Origin of the sequence: Photobacterium frigidiphilum, assembly GCF_003025615.1 — a bacterium.
Taxonomy (GTDB): Bacteria; Pseudomonadota; Gammaproteobacteria; order Enterobacterales; family Vibrionaceae; genus Photobacterium; species Photobacterium frigidiphilum.
On the sequence record NZ_PYMJ01000019.1, the window covers coordinates 53,526 to 70,137 of the forward strand.

Here is a 16,612-nt window from a genome sequence, read left to right on the forward strand (position 1 = left end):
TCGATTGCGCTCCGTTTTCTGCTCTATTCTTTTGATAGCATCTTGCATATTGATTCAGACAATACTTTTATCACGACGGTCTACACTCATGAATACACTTATCGGAAGGGTAGTTTATTCATAAGTGATGAATTAATAAGTCATGTTTTAGCTGTGTTCGTTGTAGCTGAATAACCTTAACTATTATTTATTAATGACTTAGGGTTAGTTCTCAAGGTAAACACATTGTCCACGTGTGGAAACACGACTTTGATGGTGACGTGCATCGGACCTTGGTATTATTAGGGCGTACCATCATAAAAAGGCACCTGTTGTTTCAGCGTTACCTAACCATGATGGAAGTACTGTCACGGTTTTGCTGAACAACACGAACTTGCAAGGCGTTGGTTTATTCGTCTCTGTATTACAGATCAAAAGTATTACAGATGAAAAAAACATAACGTCTCGCGCGGTGAAAAGGATAGCAATCAAGTAAAACGATCTCGCGTTGTTTACTTGAGTCTTCAAGGAATCAAGTCCGCTTATCTAACTGTTCGCTGTCAGCGGGCCGTTTGGCGGTATGAAAAAACGTATCGTTAAGCGTATGGAACAGTTTCTATAAGCTTGGTAGAAAATAACTGGACTGGAGATAGTCATGAGCGATTTAAAAGCTGCTGCATTACGTGCATTAAAATTAATGGATCTTACAACTCTGAACGATGACGACACTGACGAAAAAGTGATCGCGCTTTGTAAGAATGCTAAAACAGCTGTAGGCAACACAGCAGCAGTATGTATTTACCCTCGTTTCGTTCCTGTTGCTAAGAAGCAGTTGCGTGAACAAGGTACACCAGAAGTGCGTATTGCAACCGTTACTAACTTCCCACACGGTAACGACGATATCGATATCGCAGTTGCTGAAACAAAAGCAGCTATTGCATACGGTGCAGATGAAGTTGACGTTGTATTCCCATACCGTGCATTGATTGCTGGAAATGCAGAAGTTGGTTTTGAGCTAGTTAAGCAGTGTAAAGCTGCATGTGGCGATACTCTGCTTAAAGTTATCATCGAAACGGGTGAGCTTAAAACTGAAGCGTTAATCAAGCAAGCGTCTGAGCTTTCGATTAAAGCCGGTGCAGATTTCATCAAAACATCGACGGGTAAAGTACCTGTTAACGCAACGCCAGAAGCAGCAGAAATTATGCTGACAGTAATTAAAGATATGGATGTTGCTAAAACAGTCGGTTTCAAACCTGCTGGTGGCGTTCGTACTGCAGAAGATGCTCAAGCATTCCTTGCTATGGCAGACCGCATTCTTGGCGGTGACTGGGCAGACAACATGCACTACCGTTTTGGTGCATCAAGCCTACTTGCAAACTTATTGCACACTTTAGGTGAAGGCGAAGAAGCGGCTCAAGGCGGCTACTAAGTCTGAAAAAAGAAGGTGGCATAATGCCACCTTATCTTAGCTCTACCTGTGACTATTCATTGTTTCTGTTAAAACAACACAATACTTGTGTGGATCGCTGCGCCTTAATGCCAGCGAATTATGGGGAATAACTGATATTTCTCATTTAAAAATAATCGAATAGTTATCTATCCTACGACCAACTTTTGATTGGGGAATACCATGTATTTACCGCAAGAAATAATTAGAAAAAAACGTGATAACATTGAATTAACTGCTGACGAAATTAACTTCTTCATTCAAGGCATCGCAAAAGAGACGGTGTCTGAAGGTCAAATTGCTGCGTTTGCAATGGCAATTTACTTTAATGATATGACCATGGATGAGCGTGTAGCACTGACCTGTGCAATGCGTGATTCTGGCATGGTAATCGACTGGAGCCACATGAACTTTGATGGCCCAATCGTCGACAAACATTCTACCGGTGGTGTGGGTGACGTAACATCTTTGATGCTTGGCCCTATGGTTGCAGCATGTGGTGGTTTCGTACCAATGATTTCAGGCCGAGGCTTGGGACACACTGGCGGTACGCTAGATAAATTAGAATCGATTCCTGGTTACAATATCACCCCTACCAATGACGTGTTCGGTCAAGTGACCAAAGATGCAGGTGTAGCGATTATTGGCCAGACAGGCGATCTTGCACCAGCAGATAAGCGTGTATACGCCACTCGTGACGTAACAGCAACGGTCGATAATATCTCATTGATCACCGCTTCTATCTTGTCGAAAAAACTGGCTGCGGGCTTAGGCTCTTTGGTTATGGATGTGAAAGTAGGTTCGGGCGCATTCATGCCAACTTACGAAGCATCTGAAGACTTGGCTAAATCGATCGTAGCTGTGGCAAATGGTGCAGGCACCAAAACGACAGCATTATTGACAGATATGAACCAAGTATTGGCGTCTACTGCCGGTAATGCTTTGGAAGTACGCGAAGCCGTACAATTCCTCACCGGTGAATACCGTAACCCTCGCTTATTTGAAGTGACCATGGCATTGTGTGCTGAAATGCTTGTAAACAGTGGCTTAGCCTCAGATATTGAGCAAGCACGTGAGCAGTTACAAGCGGTTCTGGATAACGGTAAAGCAGCAACATGCTTCGGCAAAATGGTTTCAGGTTTAGGTGGCCCAGTCGATTTCATGGAAAATTACGACAACTACCTAGAGAAAGCAGAGATTGCTAAGCCAGTGTTTGCTGAAACAACAGGTTACGCTTACGCCATGGATACCCGTGGTTTAGGTATGGCGGTTGTAGGCATGGGTGGCGGTCGCCGTGTGGCGAGTGACAGCATTGATTACGCTGTAGGTTTAAGCGACATGATCCGTTTGGGTGATGAAGTGAATACTGATACTGCTTTATGTGTGATTCACGCTCGTAGCGAAGCACAGTGGCAAGAAGCGGCAAATGCCGTACGTGCTAATATCACTATTGCTGATGAAAAGCCTGCGCCAACCCCTGACGTTTACCGTCGCATTCGCGCTGAAGATATTTAATGGAGTTTAAATGAAACGTTCAATTATCCTAGTTCTCGATTCTTTCGGTATCGGCGCAACAGAAGACGCTGTTGATTTTGGCGACGTAGGTTCAAATACCATGGGTCACATTGCTCAGGCATGTGCACGTGGCGAAGCTGATAACGGTGATCGTAGTGGTCCACTTCACCTACCTAACTTAAATAAACTTGGTTTAGGTAAAGCGTGTGAAGAATCTTCTGGTTACTTCCCTGAAGGCTTAGACCCAAGTGTTGAAATTACAGGCGCTTACGGTCACGCAAAAGAATTATCATCAGGCAAAGATACCCCATCGGGTCACTGGGAAATTGCAGGCGTACCCGTATTGTTTGATTGGGGTTACTTCTCTGATCACGACAACAGTTTCCCGAAAGAGCTGACAGATCGCATCCTAAAGCGAGCGAACTTATCTGGCTTCTTGGGTAACTGCCATGCATCTGGTACGCACGTATTGGATGCATTGGGTGAAGAACACATGAAGACGGGCATGCCTATCTTCTATACCTCTGCAGATTCGGTATTCCAAATTGCATGTCATGAAGAGACGTTTGGTTTAGATAACTTGCTAACACTGTGCCAAATCGCACGTGAAGAGCTGGAAGACTATAATATTGGTCGTGTAATTGCGCGTCCATTTACAGGTCCAGGTAAAGGGCAATTTGAACGTACGGGTAACCGTCGTGATTTATCTCTTGAGCCACCAGCAATAACAGTACTGCAGAAATTAGTGGATGAGAAAGGCGGCGACGTTATTTCTATCGGCAAAATTTCTGATATCTATGCAGGCTGTGGTATCACTAAAAAAGTGAAAGCGAATGGTATTCCTGCTCTGTTTGAAGCAACGCTTGAGCAAATTAAACAAGCAGGTGATAACAGCTTAGTCTTTACTAACTTTGTAGATTTCGATTCAGCTTATGGTCACCGCCGTAATGTTGCAGGTTATGCTGCAGCGCTTGAATACTTTGATAAGCGCTTACCTGAAGTTCTTGAATTGCTTCAAGAAGATGATGTGTTAATTCTGACTGCGGATCATGGTTGTGATCCAACATGGGAAGGTACAGATCATACGCGTGAGCACATTCCTGTCATCGTAACGGGTCCTAAGATTCCTGCTGGTTCTTTAGGTCGTCGCGAAACATTTGCAGATATTGGTCAAAGCCTTGCAGAGTATTACGGTACATCTGACATGGAATACGGTAAGTCATTCCTGTAATTCAGGTTAATGATTACGCATTTTGCTATTTCACTGATTAAGAGGCTATTTATACTTGCCCCTTAGTGAAATAGCAGCTATTAGTAATGACAGAAAACGCGACTTAGTGTTTATAAAAACGAAATAAGGACACAACTATGGCTACTCCACATATTAATGCTGAAATGGGTGATTTTGCTGACGTAGTACTGATGCCGGGTGATCCATTACGCGCGAAGTACATTGCAGAAACTTTTCTACAAGACGTAAAAGAAGTATGTAACGTACGTAGTATGTTTGGTTATACCGGTACTTATAAAGGTCGTAAGATCTCTGTTATGGGTCATGGTATGGGTATCCCTTCTTGTTCTATCTACGCGACAGAGTTAATTAAAGACTTTGGCGTTAAGAAAATTATCCGTGTGGGTAGCTGTGGTGCAGTACGTGATGACGTGAAACTACGTGATGTAGTTATCGGCATGGGCGCATCAACAGACTCTAAAGTAAACCGTATCCGTTTTGGCGGCCACGATTTTGCTGCGATTGCTGATTTCGGTATGGTACAAAATGCCGTTGATGCAGCAAAAGCAAAAGGTATCCCTGTTAAAGTGGGTAACATTTTCTCTGCTGATCTGTTCTACAATCCTGACTTTGAATTTTTCAAAACAATGGATAAGTACGGTATCGTAGGCGTAGAAATGGAAGCGGCTGGTATCTACGGTGTTGCTGCTGAGTTTGGTGCTAAAGCACTGACTATCTGTACTGTTTCAGACCACATTCTACGTGGTGAAGCGACAACATCTGAAGAGCGTCAACTAACGTTCAATGAGATGATGGAAATCGCACTTGAATCTGTATTGCTAGGTGATGCAGACGAAGCATAATTTATCGATGATTCGATAACATTAAGCCAGATATAAAAAAGACGACCACAAGGTCGTCTTTTTTTATGGCTGTAAACCGATTACTTGATCATCAATCTTTAGCATTGGCTGTCAGTAAGAATGGGAAGTGCCAGATGTCTTTACGACGCCCGAAGGTGTAAGCCAGCAAGAAGCCGATAAGTAATGCGGCGATAATGAGCCCTCGAACAATGCTGGTCATTTCTTCTATCTGGTTATTGGCATTCTCGAGTAGCTTACCGTGTTCCAGTGTAATGCGCATAAAACCAATAATGTTATCGCCAGAAAAAATGGGTTCCACAATTTGTTGGCGTCCAAAGCTTGCTATTGCTAAGGGTGTCGATAGCCCAGTGACTTGTTCAAGTGGCATAGCCTCTTCAGTTTTCGCAAGGGTAACGCCCTCTAAATCATAGATACTGGCATCTAAAATTAAGGCTTCTTGCGAGACTTGCTGAACAAGGGCTTTTAATTTGTCTTGGTTATTATCGACAACATCTTTTGAAGCACTCTCGGCGGCTTGACGAACAACTAGGCGAGACAATGACTGTGTTTGTTCACTGAGCACCTCGTAGTTACGTATATTCACATCAGAGCCATACTCCAGCATGGCAACTAAACCGCCCAGACTGAAAACTAAGACAAATAATTGCCATACTCGCTGTAATCGTGTTTTCTTTATTTTCATAATAACCAACGTAATTCAGTTATAAGCTTGGTAGAGTAGATGCATATTGTCTTATTCTACACTGCAAAATCAAACGATTGCCATATTGGGGCTTGCCCAAACAAATTGCAATAGGGTACTTTGATAGTAACAGCAAAGAGTAACTTGGGCGTGAAAGTGCCATCAATGGCTATAATAGAATGTAATTGCGCATAGCGTGTCATTATAAATAGCTTGGATTATGAATAAATAACAATCACGCCCAAGCTGTTTTTGAATTAAATGGATAGAAACAAACATGGATGAGCAACAACTACTTAAAATCAAAAAGCACACTTCGCTTAACAAGCGTTTCCCTCAAATATTAGCGGTACCTAATTCAACCAAGCAGAAAGCATCATGGTTATTGTACGGTCGGCATATTACTGAGCTTGATGTCTATAAGATCGGAGACAGTGCAAGACAAGAGCTGGATATTGTCGCAGCATGGAAAGTGGGCTCATACGATGCATTGTTGATTGGGAATGAATTAACCGATGAATATGCAGCGGCTGTTATTAGCCAAAAGCTGGATTTTTCTCGTACCTCTGATTTGCCCGATTTGCTTGAACCTGGGCTGATAGTGATGGATATGGATTCCACCGCGATTCAAATCGAATGTATTGATGAAATTGCTGTTCTAGCAGGGGTTGGCGAGCAAGTTGCAGAAGTAACAGAACGTGCAATGCAGGGCGAATTAGATTTTGAGCAAAGCCTTCGTCAGCGTGTTGGGGCTTTAAAAGGTTCAGATGAATCGATTCTTGAAACCGTTCGTTCAACATTACCCATGATGCCTGAGCTGCGAGAGTTGGTGGCGACATTGCATGGATATGGTTGGAAAGTTGCCATTGCATCGGGTGGATTTACCTATTTCTCTGATTACCTAAAAGATGAGTTGCACTTAGTTCATGCTCAGTCGAATACGCTAGAAATTGTGGATGGCAAGCTAACGGGTAAAGTGTTAGGTGATGTTGTTGATGCGCAAGCAAAAGCCGATATTCTGTATGAGCTTGCTGATGAATATGATATTGAACCGCATAATACGGTTGCTGTTGGTGATGGCGCGAATGATTTGGTGATGATGGCGGCTGCAGGTTTAGGGATTGCCTATCATGCGAAACCAAAAGTCGAAGCCGATGCGTCTGTTGCTATTCGTCATGCGGATTTAGGTGGGGTACTGTGTATTTTATCCGCATCGTTAATGCCACAAAATGTGAGTTGGTAGCTATACCCATCTAGACAAACATCTGACCATTTACTTATTCTTATATGGCCATTACCGCTATCTTTGCGTATTACGGCATTAACTATTAAGTACGAGTAATAAAAAAGGACCATGATATGTCAACTCATGGTCCTATTTTATGCTCTATATAATACGGCTAAAGGCTTAATTAATTTCGAGTCTAACCAGCACTTCATCCGTAACATCGAACATTTCACCACTGCCAATTAATGACGTAAACTCGACTTCTAATGCGCGTGCACGGTGCATTGTTAAGCGTGCCAACTGCCCTAACTCTTCACCAATTAATGCCGTCATTGGATTCAGAACAGGTACCGCAGTGATACGAATTGCAATGAACTCACCTTGTTGGCGGGCTTTTTTGACAAAGTTGATTCGTTGCTCTAAATCATCAAACTCATCTAACAATTTACTCTCAATATGCTGGACAGAGTCACCTTGACGTTGCACCCAAAGGTAAAGTTCATGCACGAATGGTTGACGAATTTCAACCGGACGCATGGTTTCAGCCAGCATTCGTTGTACCCGATTTTTAAAAATAGGCTGTAACGAAAATCCCTTGCCGTCTGCTAACTGATTAAACAACTTCGCGAGGGCGGGTAATGGGAAATTACAGCCAATCGCTTTTACGGTGACTTTGTGATTAATCTTTTCAGCAAAATAAGGCACACAATTAAGGCGTGTTAGTAACATTTGGTGCATGGCTAATAATAGCGGGCCTTTGGGGAAAGTCTCTTTAGATAAAAGCAGTTTTTCTTCATTATGATTGATTAATCGTCGTAAGAATTGCTCGCCTTTTAGAGCGTCTTCACCACTGCCAGACGTTAATTGAATGTTAAGGCAGTCTGGACTGATTCTAATGATGCGGTAAGGCATTTTATCTAATGATGAATTTGTATCTAACTTGTGTAACTGGGTAAATTTAACAATGACACTGTCGTCTTTCTTCGCGGCTAGTGGCAGGGCAAGACTGAGGTTTAACCCGCGAGTGGAGAAGTCGATAGAGGCTCCGAGTACATTACCGAGTTCTGGGTGTTGGATCTCTACTGGGGTTTTAAATTTAAAACGATCTTCACTTCGCTGTGGTTTGGGATCGAAAAATACGCCTTTTGCTTGGCAAATTGGATCGCGCTGGTGTCTAAACACATGCAAGGCTTTTGACGGTAATTGCGATTTAATGCTTAATCTGTAATCTTGCTGTGCTTGGTCATTGGTTAGGTTTTGCATGACCCCGATATGCGTTAAATGCTGGAATTGTTCCACCATTTCAGGTGCAACATCTTGCAGACGTTCTAGATCATTCGATCCGATTGGGTATACCGTTATACGTGTGACTCGCCAGCTTTTACGCGTTGCCCCTATTTGCCAAAAGAGCTGTCGTTGTTCTTGGTTCATCTCTGGCAGTGCTGCAGAGTAGAAAAATTTCTTATGATTATGCTCGTGGTAAAAGCTGTAAATCAGAGTACTACATTGCTTCAACCCTGCTTTGCCAAGGGTTGCCATCCGTGCTTCTGACAGAAGGTGGTTGATAACGGGCTGGTTTCGTTCGTCGTGCCAATCTTCCCAAATATTTTGATTATGCTCGGTTAACAGGCTGTATTTTAGTTCCGCGCCAGAGAAAAATAATGGCAAGCTGGCGGTATGTTTTAAGAAGCAATGCTCATAGCCTTTGGTTCGGGCTTGAATCACTTTGTCTTCATGATTATTTCGAGAGCGGCTCGTGTTCAGATTTTGATTCAGCTTGATGGTGTCTTTCATTACTTGGTTATCACTCAGTAGCGTTAAGCGTAACCATTTGAAGCTGTCGTTATCTTTATTATCATCAATGCCAAGAATGCGGTATTCAATGTCTTTCGCAAGGCGAGCATCATGACATTTTTCTGCCAACACTGGAAAACTGGCTTTCACCGTTTGACCAAGATTATATTTAAAGGCCGATGGCACTTTAAATTTAGCCCCTGAATAGGAGAGGTCAGACGTCACCCCATGCACGGCTTGACCAAAAGGAAGACGCAGATTCACTTGCGTCGATATTTGTAAACGGTTTTCTTCACGTGTTAAATAATGACCAAAACGAATCAGATTTGCATCAAATTGAGTATCTTGTTTTGTTTTTTCGATGGTTTGTGGTTTGAGTTTTTCTTGATGATGCAGCACGCGAAAGTTATTACGAGTATTGATTAAAGCTTCATATAATCCGACCCGAAATTTGCCACCGTATATTTTTATACGTTTGTGATAAGTATTGATCGCGACATCATCTAACCAATGGGTGAGACCGTGAAGATCATACGGGCGGCATTCTCCTTTTACTCGACCGCGAAGATCAACGATTTGCTGGCAAGGTGCCATTATACGCTTTATTTCGAGTTTGAGCTGAAGGCGGGTTGGGCCTGTTTCCTCATACGTTAGCATTAAAAAGACATCGTCGAAGTCTTCACTATCGTAAACGGGGATGAGTTGCTCGATTAGTCCTTTATATTCGTCCAGTAACATCTTATTTTCTGATACATTACTTGTGCTTCTATTATCTGCATTTTGCAGCAAATCTTAAGTGTGTAGTGAGATTAATCGATTAAAAACGTCTTTTAGCCGTAATTTCGATAAATATTGAGTGTTTGATCAATAAATTAGGATACAAAATGGCAAAAGTGAAGCGCGCTTATGTGTGTAGTGACTGTGGGGCTGACTTTCCTCGTTGGCAAGGACAATGCAGCGCATGTGCCGCATGGAATACTATTACAGAGTTTACGGTCCCTAAAACAAAAGCAGCGATAGGCTCTGTGGGTGCTGCAACCAGCTATGCAGGTGCTTCAACCAAAGTACAGAAATTGTCTGAAGTCGAAAACAAAGATTTACCGCGTTTTAGTTCAGGTATTGGTGAGTTTGATCGCGTGTTAGGTGGCGGTATTGTACCGGGGTCAGTATTACTCTTGTGTGGTGATCCGGGGGCAGGTAAATCAACCTTACTATTGCAAAGTATTGGGGCGGTAGCAGCAATAAAATCGGCATTGTATGTGTCTGGTGAAGAATCTATTCATCAGATCTCTCAACGCGCAGAACGATTAAAAACCCAAAACATTGATAAAATTAATGTTGTCGCTGAAACGTCTGTTGAGCAAGTATTGCATTTAGTGACTCAACTGAAAGCTGAATTCGTTATTATTGATTCGATTCAAACCATGACGGTCGCACACAATGATTCAGCGGCTGGTAGCCCAAGCCAAGTCAAAGAATCTGCGGCAGCCTTAACGCGTTTTGCCAAGACGGAAGGCGTCACCTTCTTAATGATTGGCCATATTAATAAAGATTCGAATGTTGCAGGCCCTATGCAGTTAATCCACATTGTGGACGGATTGTTTGCTTTATCTTCGACATCGGATGAAAAGTTTCGCGTATTACGTACTTCTAAAAACCGTTTTGGTGCCGATTCAGAATCGTGTTTCTTTGCAATGACCGAACAAGGCATGAAGCAGGTTAAAAATCCTTCGGCTATTTTTTTGAGTCGTTCTGATAAGAACCATGCAGGTTCAGCCTGTACGACGTTGTGGGAAGGCTCACGGCCATTGTTGGTAGAAATCCAAGCATTGTGTAATAACTCGGTGACAGAGAACCCTCGTCGCTTATCGGTTGGTTATGACTCTAACCGTTTAGCCATGTCGATTGCCGTATTAGCCCGACACGGTGGTGTAATGTTGTCAGACATGGATATCTTCGTGAACTGTGTTGGCGGTATTAAGATTGAAGAAACGTCTGCTGACTTGGCAGTATTGTTGTCTATCTTCTCGAGTTTCAAGAATCAGCCTCTTCCACAGGATGTGCTGGTGTTTGGTGAAATCGGTTTGAATGCTGATATTCGCCCGGCAGCTAATGGCATGGAACGCATTCGGGAAGCGGCTAAGCAGGGCTTTACACGCGCGATTGTACCTAAGGCGAATGCGAGCCGGAAAATTAACGGTATTGAAATTATTGCGGTAGAAGATTTGCAAGAAGCGTTAGAAGCATTTGATCGCGTGTCTTAGGTTATCTGATGCCGCTGCGAGTAATATGGCTTGATAAAGGTTCGTCGATAATGACTTATTGATAATCGATGAGCAAAAAAACGAGAGCAAATGCTCTCGTTTTTTTATCTGTTTTTTTAGGTGGAAGGGCGATTATGATTAACCTGTTTGGCATTACCCTAGAGCTTTCGCTCATCACTTGAAACTGCTTGAGTGCTCGCAGTATCTATCGGGTCTGCGGGCTGGGGTACGTATGTTAGTTGCACTTGCATTGAAACAACGTTGTTAACCATCTCTAACAGTGCTGCCCATTGTACTGTTTTTTCTTTTTCAAACAGATTATCAAAATTATCTGGCGTCCAATCGACAAACGGACGGGGGTTAATGGCTCGCCCTAAGAAACGGATTTCGTAATGTAAATGTGGACCTGTCGACATGCCGGTATTACCCGTCCAGCCAATTAAATCCCCTTTACGGACAAACTGTCCTCGCTTTACATTGAACTTACTCATATGAGAATAAGAACTCGTAAAACCAAGGGAGTGACTCAATTTTAAATGATTGCCGTAGCCTTTGTTACTTGGGCGAACAAGTTCTATTACGGCATCGGCTGGTGCATAAATTGCCGCTCCCGTATTTGCGGCAAAATCTAAGCCGCGGTGACTTTTACGTTTCCCGGTTATTGGGTGAATACGGGTGCCAAAACCGGATGATAGGCGAACATCATCAGTAGGGTTACCGTTAGGTATCAAGCGAAACAGTGTGCCTCTAACGGCAGAGCTAATTGCCGCACTATCAATACGCTGATCGAGTGTAATGTCTTCAGGACTATCGCCTTGTAAGCCTAAAATCGTCTCTACATCATCCACGCGCTGGGTAAGGCGCAATAATTCTGCATTCTTATCTGCAAGCTGTTTGGTGAGGTCGTCATTTGTGGTGTTTTCAGCTGTCAGCGATTCAGACAGTTGTTCTGCTTGCACGTTTAATTGATTAAGTTGGTGATCAGATAACTGTGTCTGCTGATAGAGAAAATAAATACTGTAGCCGCCACCTATCAAAAGAGAGAGAAGTACGGTTGATAGCAATACGACATAACGTTTTTTAAAACGGTTAATACGGTAATGTGAGGTTCCTCGGTGATCGGAAACCGAGATACAAATATTGTCAGACATGATGAATAATTCGTTTCTACTGCTCGTTAATAGATCTTTCTAAGTCGGCAAGTTGTTCTAACTCGCGATGTAATAGTTCATCCGTTCCGATGTTCAATTCGACTAGGCGCTTTAAGTGGCTTGCGCTATCAATATCCATATGATGAATGCGCATGCGTAAATAATCATTACAGTGTCGAACTAATTGGGTGTCCATGACCAATTCGATATCGCATTCATGTAAGCAGAAGCGAACGGTGTAGTGCGTATCGTGATTAGGTTGCCAATCTGTTGGGCGGGTTAATAGTATCCCTTGCAACGAGAGATCACAGACAGCAGCAGTCCATTCATCATTTGCTTGAGAAAGCGTTGCTGATGACTGATAAATAATGCGCATGAAATGACGACGTTCAACCATAATCTTCTTATTTTTTGGATTATCGTCACATAAGTCTAAAGAGAAAAGAGATTTATCTCTAGGAATATGATCACAAATTTATTAAAACCAGTTGCTTATTAAGACAAACGTAAAGAAATTGGCATTATATCTACGATTGAGTGATGAGACGGAGTGTTTTATATCGGATGGTTATGAATGAAAAGCGATATCAAAGGTCTATATTTCGTCGTTAGAAGATTTTCACATAAAAAAAGAGCCGAAATGTCGGCTCTTTTTAGTGTTATTAACGGTGACTACATTACTTAGTCATACGCTTGTATTTAATGCGATGTGGTTCTGCAGCTTTTGCACCCAGTGTCTTCTTCAGCCAATCGGTGTATTCGGTGTAGTTACCTTCATGGAAGTTAACTTTGCCTTCATCACGGTAGTCTAGAATATGGGTCGCGATACGGTCGAGGAACCAACGGTCGTGCGAGATAACCATGGCACAACCTGGGAACTCAAGTAATGCTTCTTCTAGTGCTCGAAGTGTTTCAACATCCAAGTCATTGGTCGGTTCATCGAGTAGTAATACGTTACCACCCGCTTTTAGCAGTTTCGCTAAGTGAACACGGTTGCGCTCACCACCAGAAAGATCGCCAATGCGTTTTTGCTGATCACTGCCACGGAAGTTAAAGCGTGACACATAAGCGCGTGCTGGTACTTCGTAGTTGTTGATACGAATAATTTCAGCACCTTCAGAAATTTCCTGATAAACGGTGTTGCTATCGTTCATGCTATCGCGGAACTGATCAACAGATGCAAGGCTAACCGTTGTACCGAGTTCTACTGTACCTGAATCAGGTTGTTCAGCACCACTTAGCATTTTAAACAATGTTGATTTACCAGCACCATTGGCACCGATAATGCCGACGATGGCACCTTTTGGCATACTGAACGATAGATCATCAATCAATACACGATCACCGTATGATTTCGTTAGGTTGGTTACATCAATAACCTTGTCACCTAAACGCTCACCCGGTGGGATAAACAGTTCATTGGTTTCGTTACGCTTCTGGTGGTCGCTAGTATTAAGCTCTTCAAAGCGCGCCATACGTGCTTTTGACTTTGCTTGACGACCTTTAGGGTTTTGACGAACCCACTCAAGCTCTTTAGCAATCGTTTTTTGACGTGCATTTTCTTGAGATGATTCTTGTTGTAGACGTGCATCTTTCTGCTCAAGCCAAGATGTGTAGTTACCTTCCCATGGAATACCTTCACCACGGTCAAGCTCAAGAATCCAACCTGCTGCATTATCAAGGAAGTAACGGTCGTGGGTAATTGCCACAACAGTACCTGTGTACTCACATAGGAAGTGCTCAAGCCATGCAACCGATTCAGCATCTAAGTGGTTTGTTGGTTCATCAAGTAACAGCATGTCGGGCTTATCAAGCAATAAGCGACAAATTGCCACACGACGGCGTTCACCACCAGACAGTAATTTAATCGGAGCGTCCCATTCAGGAAGGCGCAATGCATCAGCCGCACGCTCTAGAGTATTCTCTAGATTATGACCATCTTTGGTTTCGATAAGGGCTTCAAGTTCACCTTGCTCTTTAGCAAGCACATCGAAATCTGCATCAGGTTCAGCATACGCTGCATAAACCGCATCAAGACGTGTTAAGGCATTTTTTACGTCAGAGACGGCTTCTTCAACAATTTCACGTACTGTTTTTTCTTCATCAAGAACAGGTTCTTGCGGCAGGTAGCCGATCTTCAGCCCTGCTTGTGGGCGTGCTTCACCCTCAATGTCATTATCAATACCAGCCATAATACGGAGCAGGCTTGATTTACCTGAACCATTCAAGCCTAAAACACCAATTTTGGCGCCGTGGAAAAAGCTTAATGAAATATCTTTAAGGATTTGACGCTTTGGTGGAACAATTTTGCCCACGCGCTGCATGGTATAAACGTATTCAGCCATAATCAGTTTATGATCTCTAATCTAAAATGAAGAAGGTATTTTACCCAATCTAGACATAAGATTAACAGCATTGTTCATAATTAGCGTTTACTATGAATAAATATCATCCTAAAACCGAAATGGAGTTTTCTTGTGCTTAGTTTTTCAGTCCATAAGGTAGTAACCGTAACCGTGGTGATATTCGGTTTAAGTTGTGTGCCAGCAAGTCACGCCTCTAAGCTTGAGCAGCAACGTGAGTGGTATGTACAAGCAGGTAAAGCGTTAGATAAGAGAGATGAAGATGGTTATCGTCAATTACGTGAAAAATTAGATGAATACCCTTTAACGCCATACTTAGATTATCATGATTTTTCTAAAGATCTCAGTAAGAAAACACCCAAGGAAGTGACTGGGTTTGTTGCTGATTATAAGGATCTCCCTTTTAATACGACAGTTAAGGGGAATTACTTAAGTTATCTAGCAAAAACACAACGCTGGAATGACTTTTTAACGGTTCAGCCAAATGAGCCGAACGGACAAACACTAAAGTGTTACTACTATTATGCGCAAAGCCAGAAGGGCAATAAGGACCTTGCTTGGCAGGGAGCCAATGCACTTTGGCTAACTGGCACTTCTATCAACGACGAGTGTGACCCTTTATTGTCTGATTGGACGAAAGCGGGTAAACGGACTAATCAGCGGATTCTCGATCGTATGTTATTAGCGTACGAGCAAGGCAACAGTGGCTTACTGAAATACCTCGATAAACAATTATCAGGTACGAGCCAAGCGATAGGTGACGATGTATTAGGCTTATTAGATAAACCACAGAACGTCGCTGATTTTGCCAAACGCAGTAAAGTCACCGAGTTTAATCAACAATTAGCGGAAACCGCTTATAAGCGTTTAGCCCGTAAAGATGTAAAAGAAGCGGTTAAACAATTTCAGCGTACTGTTGATGGGCAACACCTTACTCCATCACGTACCCAGCACATTGCGGATTACACAACGCTAAGGTTGATGTCGACAGATAAGCCCGATCTTATTCAGTGGCGTGACAACAAGCTAAAAACCAGCTCGAGCGTTAATGCGCTAGAACGTCGTATTCGATTAGCGTTACGCGAAGCTGATTATACGGAAGCTGAAAAGTGGGTGAATCGTTTACCACAAGAAGCAAAAGACACCACGCGTTGGACATTCTGGCAAGCCTACTTCCTTGCGCGTAACGGTAAACAATCAGAATCGAATAAGCTGTACAGCTCGATTTTAGGGCAACGTGATTTCTACAGCGCCGCGGCGGCCACCGTGTTAAACAAGCCGATCGTCTATCCAACCCAAACGGTGCCAGAGAGTATTGCGAAGCAAAGTAAGCAGTACACGACAACCTTGGTGCGTATTCAAGAGCTGATTGCGCTGGATAAGTCGCTTGATGCGAATCGTGAATGGTATTACTTATTAAGTGGAAAGACGGTTGAGCAAAAGCGTATGTTGGCCGCTTATGCGGGCAAACATAAATGGCACCATTTAGCGGTACAGGCAACCATTTCTGGCCAGTTGTGGGATCACGTTACATTGCGTTTTCCGATGGCTCATAAGTGGTGGTTTGATTTCTTCAGTAAGCAACGTGACCTGCCAACTCCGACGATGATGGCATTAGCCCGTCAGGAAAGTGCGTGGAACACACAAGCACAATCACCCGTTGGGGCACGAGGTTTGATGCAATTGATGCCAGCCACTGCCAAAGAAACGGCTAAAAAATTGGGGCGTAATTATACTGGGAAAAACAGTTTGTTTGATCCAGGTGTGAATATTCGCCTTGGTAGTGGTTACTTGAAAATGATGCTAGAACGCTACGATGATAACCGTGTCTATTCGTTTGCAGCGTATAACGCAGGTCCTGGTCGAGTGAATCGCTGGAAGGGCCAAAACAGCGGTTCTCGTGATGTTTATACCTTCATTGAAGCGATTCCATTTAATGAAACCCGTGGCTATGTACAGAACGTTTTAATGTTTGAAATTTACTACAGCGACTTGATGGGTAAAAAATCGGTATTACTTAAAAAGAATGAATTAACAACCCGTTACTAAAGGGTGTTTGACGGTGATTCTGCAA

At 43.0% G+C, this 16,612-nt stretch carries 12 protein-coding genes; 7 read left to right on the plus strand and 5 right to left on the minus strand.

The genetic code is table 11. The annotated features are described in order from the left end of the window. The first annotated feature begins 634 nt into the window (after positions 1-634). The 4 genes from deoC (at position 635) to deoD (ending at position 5,035) form a co-directional block, all read left to right on the plus strand. Positions 635-1,408: a deoxyribose-phosphate aldolase gene (gene deoC, locus C9J12_RS17460; protein WP_107243879.1), complete on the plus strand. Its 774-nt coding sequence runs from the start codon at positions 635-637 to the stop codon at positions 1,406-1,408. 201 nt (positions 1,409-1,609) lie between these two features. Beyond that, on the plus strand, positions 1,610-2,941 hold the full coding sequence (gene deoA, locus C9J12_RS17465) for a thymidine phosphorylase (RefSeq protein ID WP_107243880.1): 1,332 nt from the start codon (positions 1,610-1,612) through the stop codon (positions 2,939-2,941). Positions 2,942-2,951: 10 nt separating this feature from the next. Further along, positions 2,952-4,172: a phosphopentomutase gene (locus C9J12_RS17470; protein WP_107243881.1), complete on the plus strand. Its 1,221-nt coding sequence runs from the start codon at positions 2,952-2,954 to the stop codon at positions 4,170-4,172. A 137-nt stretch (positions 4,173-4,309) separates the two neighbouring features. Then, positions 4,310-5,035: a purine-nucleoside phosphorylase gene (gene deoD / locus C9J12_RS17475; RefSeq protein WP_006230712.1), complete on the plus strand. Its 726-nt coding sequence runs from the start codon at positions 4,310-4,312 to the stop codon at positions 5,033-5,035. Between the two features lie 91 nt (positions 5,036-5,126). On the opposite strand, the gene C9J12_RS17480 is transcribed toward deoD, so the two are convergent. After that, positions 5,127-5,738: a YtjB family periplasmic protein gene (locus tag C9J12_RS17480; RefSeq protein WP_193944683.1), complete on the minus strand. Its 612-nt coding sequence runs from the start codon at positions 5,736-5,738 to the stop codon at positions 5,127-5,129. Positions 5,739-6,015: 277 nt separating this feature from the next. Between C9J12_RS17480 and serB the strand changes: the two genes are divergently transcribed. Continuing rightward, on the plus strand, positions 6,016-6,981 hold the full coding sequence (gene serB, locus C9J12_RS17485) for a phosphoserine phosphatase (protein WP_107243882.1): 966 nt from the start codon (positions 6,016-6,018) through the stop codon (positions 6,979-6,981). 165 nt (positions 6,982-7,146) lie between these two features. Here the strand turns inward: serB and C9J12_RS17490 are convergent, their stop codons facing one another. Further along, the gene (locus C9J12_RS17490) at positions 7,147-9,498 is read right to left on the minus strand and encodes a PilZ domain-containing protein (protein ID WP_107243883.1); all 2,352 of its coding nucleotides are present in this window, start codon (positions 9,496-9,498) and stop codon (positions 7,147-7,149) included. Between the two features lie 146 nt (positions 9,499-9,644). Between C9J12_RS17490 and radA the strand changes: the two genes are divergently transcribed. Continuing rightward, a complete protein-coding gene (gene radA, locus C9J12_RS17495; protein ID WP_107243884.1) occupies positions 9,645-11,024 on the plus strand; it encodes a DNA repair protein RadA in 1,380 nt (459 codons plus the stop codon). Between the two features lie 158 nt (positions 11,025-11,182). On the opposite strand, the gene C9J12_RS17500 is transcribed toward radA, so the two are convergent. The 3 genes from C9J12_RS17500 to ettA all read right to left on the minus strand — a co-directional run bounded on the left by C9J12_RS17500 (position 11,183) and on the right by ettA (position 14,520). Next, positions 11,183-12,175, minus strand: a complete 993-nt coding sequence (locus C9J12_RS17500) for a M23 family metallopeptidase (RefSeq protein ID WP_107243885.1) — start codon at positions 12,173-12,175, stop codon at positions 11,183-11,185. 16 nt (positions 12,176-12,191) lie between these two features. Then, positions 12,192-12,572 carry a PilZ domain-containing protein gene (locus C9J12_RS17505; RefSeq protein WP_107243886.1) on the minus strand — a complete coding sequence of 127 codons (381 nt, stop codon included), beginning with the start codon at positions 12,570-12,572 and terminating at the stop codon, positions 12,192-12,194. A gap of 280 nt (positions 12,573-12,852) precedes the next feature. Continuing rightward, a complete protein-coding gene (ettA, locus tag C9J12_RS17510) occupies positions 12,853-14,520 on the minus strand; it encodes an energy-dependent translational throttle protein EttA (protein ID WP_107243887.1) in 1,668 nt (555 codons plus the stop codon). 132 nt (positions 14,521-14,652) lie between these two features. Between ettA and sltY the strand changes: the two genes are divergently transcribed. After that, complete coding sequence (sltY, locus tag C9J12_RS17515) at positions 14,653-16,587, plus strand: murein transglycosylase (protein ID WP_107243888.1); 1,935 nt, start codon at positions 14,653-14,655, stop codon at positions 16,585-16,587. Positions 16,588-16,612 lie beyond the last annotated feature (25 nt).

Coding starts and splice junctions, on each gene's coding strand:
- deoC (WP_107243879.1), top strand. CDS start 635: ATGAGCGATTTAAAAGCTGCTGCATTACGTGCATTAAAATTAATGGAT.
- deoA (WP_107243880.1), top strand. CDS start 1,610: ATGTATTTACCGCAAGAAATAATTAGAAAAAAACGTGATAACATTGAA.
- C9J12_RS17470 (WP_107243881.1), top strand. CDS start 2,952: ATGAAACGTTCAATTATCCTAGTTCTCGATTCTTTCGGTATCGGCGCA.
- deoD (WP_006230712.1), top strand. CDS start 4,310: ATGGCTACTCCACATATTAATGCTGAAATGGGTGATTTTGCTGACGTA.
- C9J12_RS17480 (WP_193944683.1), bottom strand. CDS start 5,738: ATGAAAATAAAGAAAACACGATTACAGCGAGTATGGCAATTATTTGTC.
- serB (WP_107243882.1), top strand. CDS start 6,016: ATGGATGAGCAACAACTACTTAAAATCAAAAAGCACACTTCGCTTAAC.
- C9J12_RS17490 (WP_107243883.1), bottom strand. CDS start 9,498: ATGTTACTGGACGAATATAAAGGACTAATCGAGCAACTCATCCCCGTT.
- radA (WP_107243884.1), top strand. CDS start 9,645: ATGGCAAAAGTGAAGCGCGCTTATGTGTGTAGTGACTGTGGGGCTGAC.
- C9J12_RS17500 (WP_107243885.1), bottom strand. CDS start 12,175: ATGTCTGACAATATTTGTATCTCGGTTTCCGATCACCGAGGAACCTCA.
- C9J12_RS17505 (WP_107243886.1), bottom strand. CDS start 12,572: ATGGTTGAACGTCGTCATTTCATGCGCATTATTTATCAGTCATCAGCA.
- ettA (WP_107243887.1), bottom strand. CDS start 14,520: ATGGCTGAATACGTTTATACCATGCAGCGCGTGGGCAAAATTGTTCCA.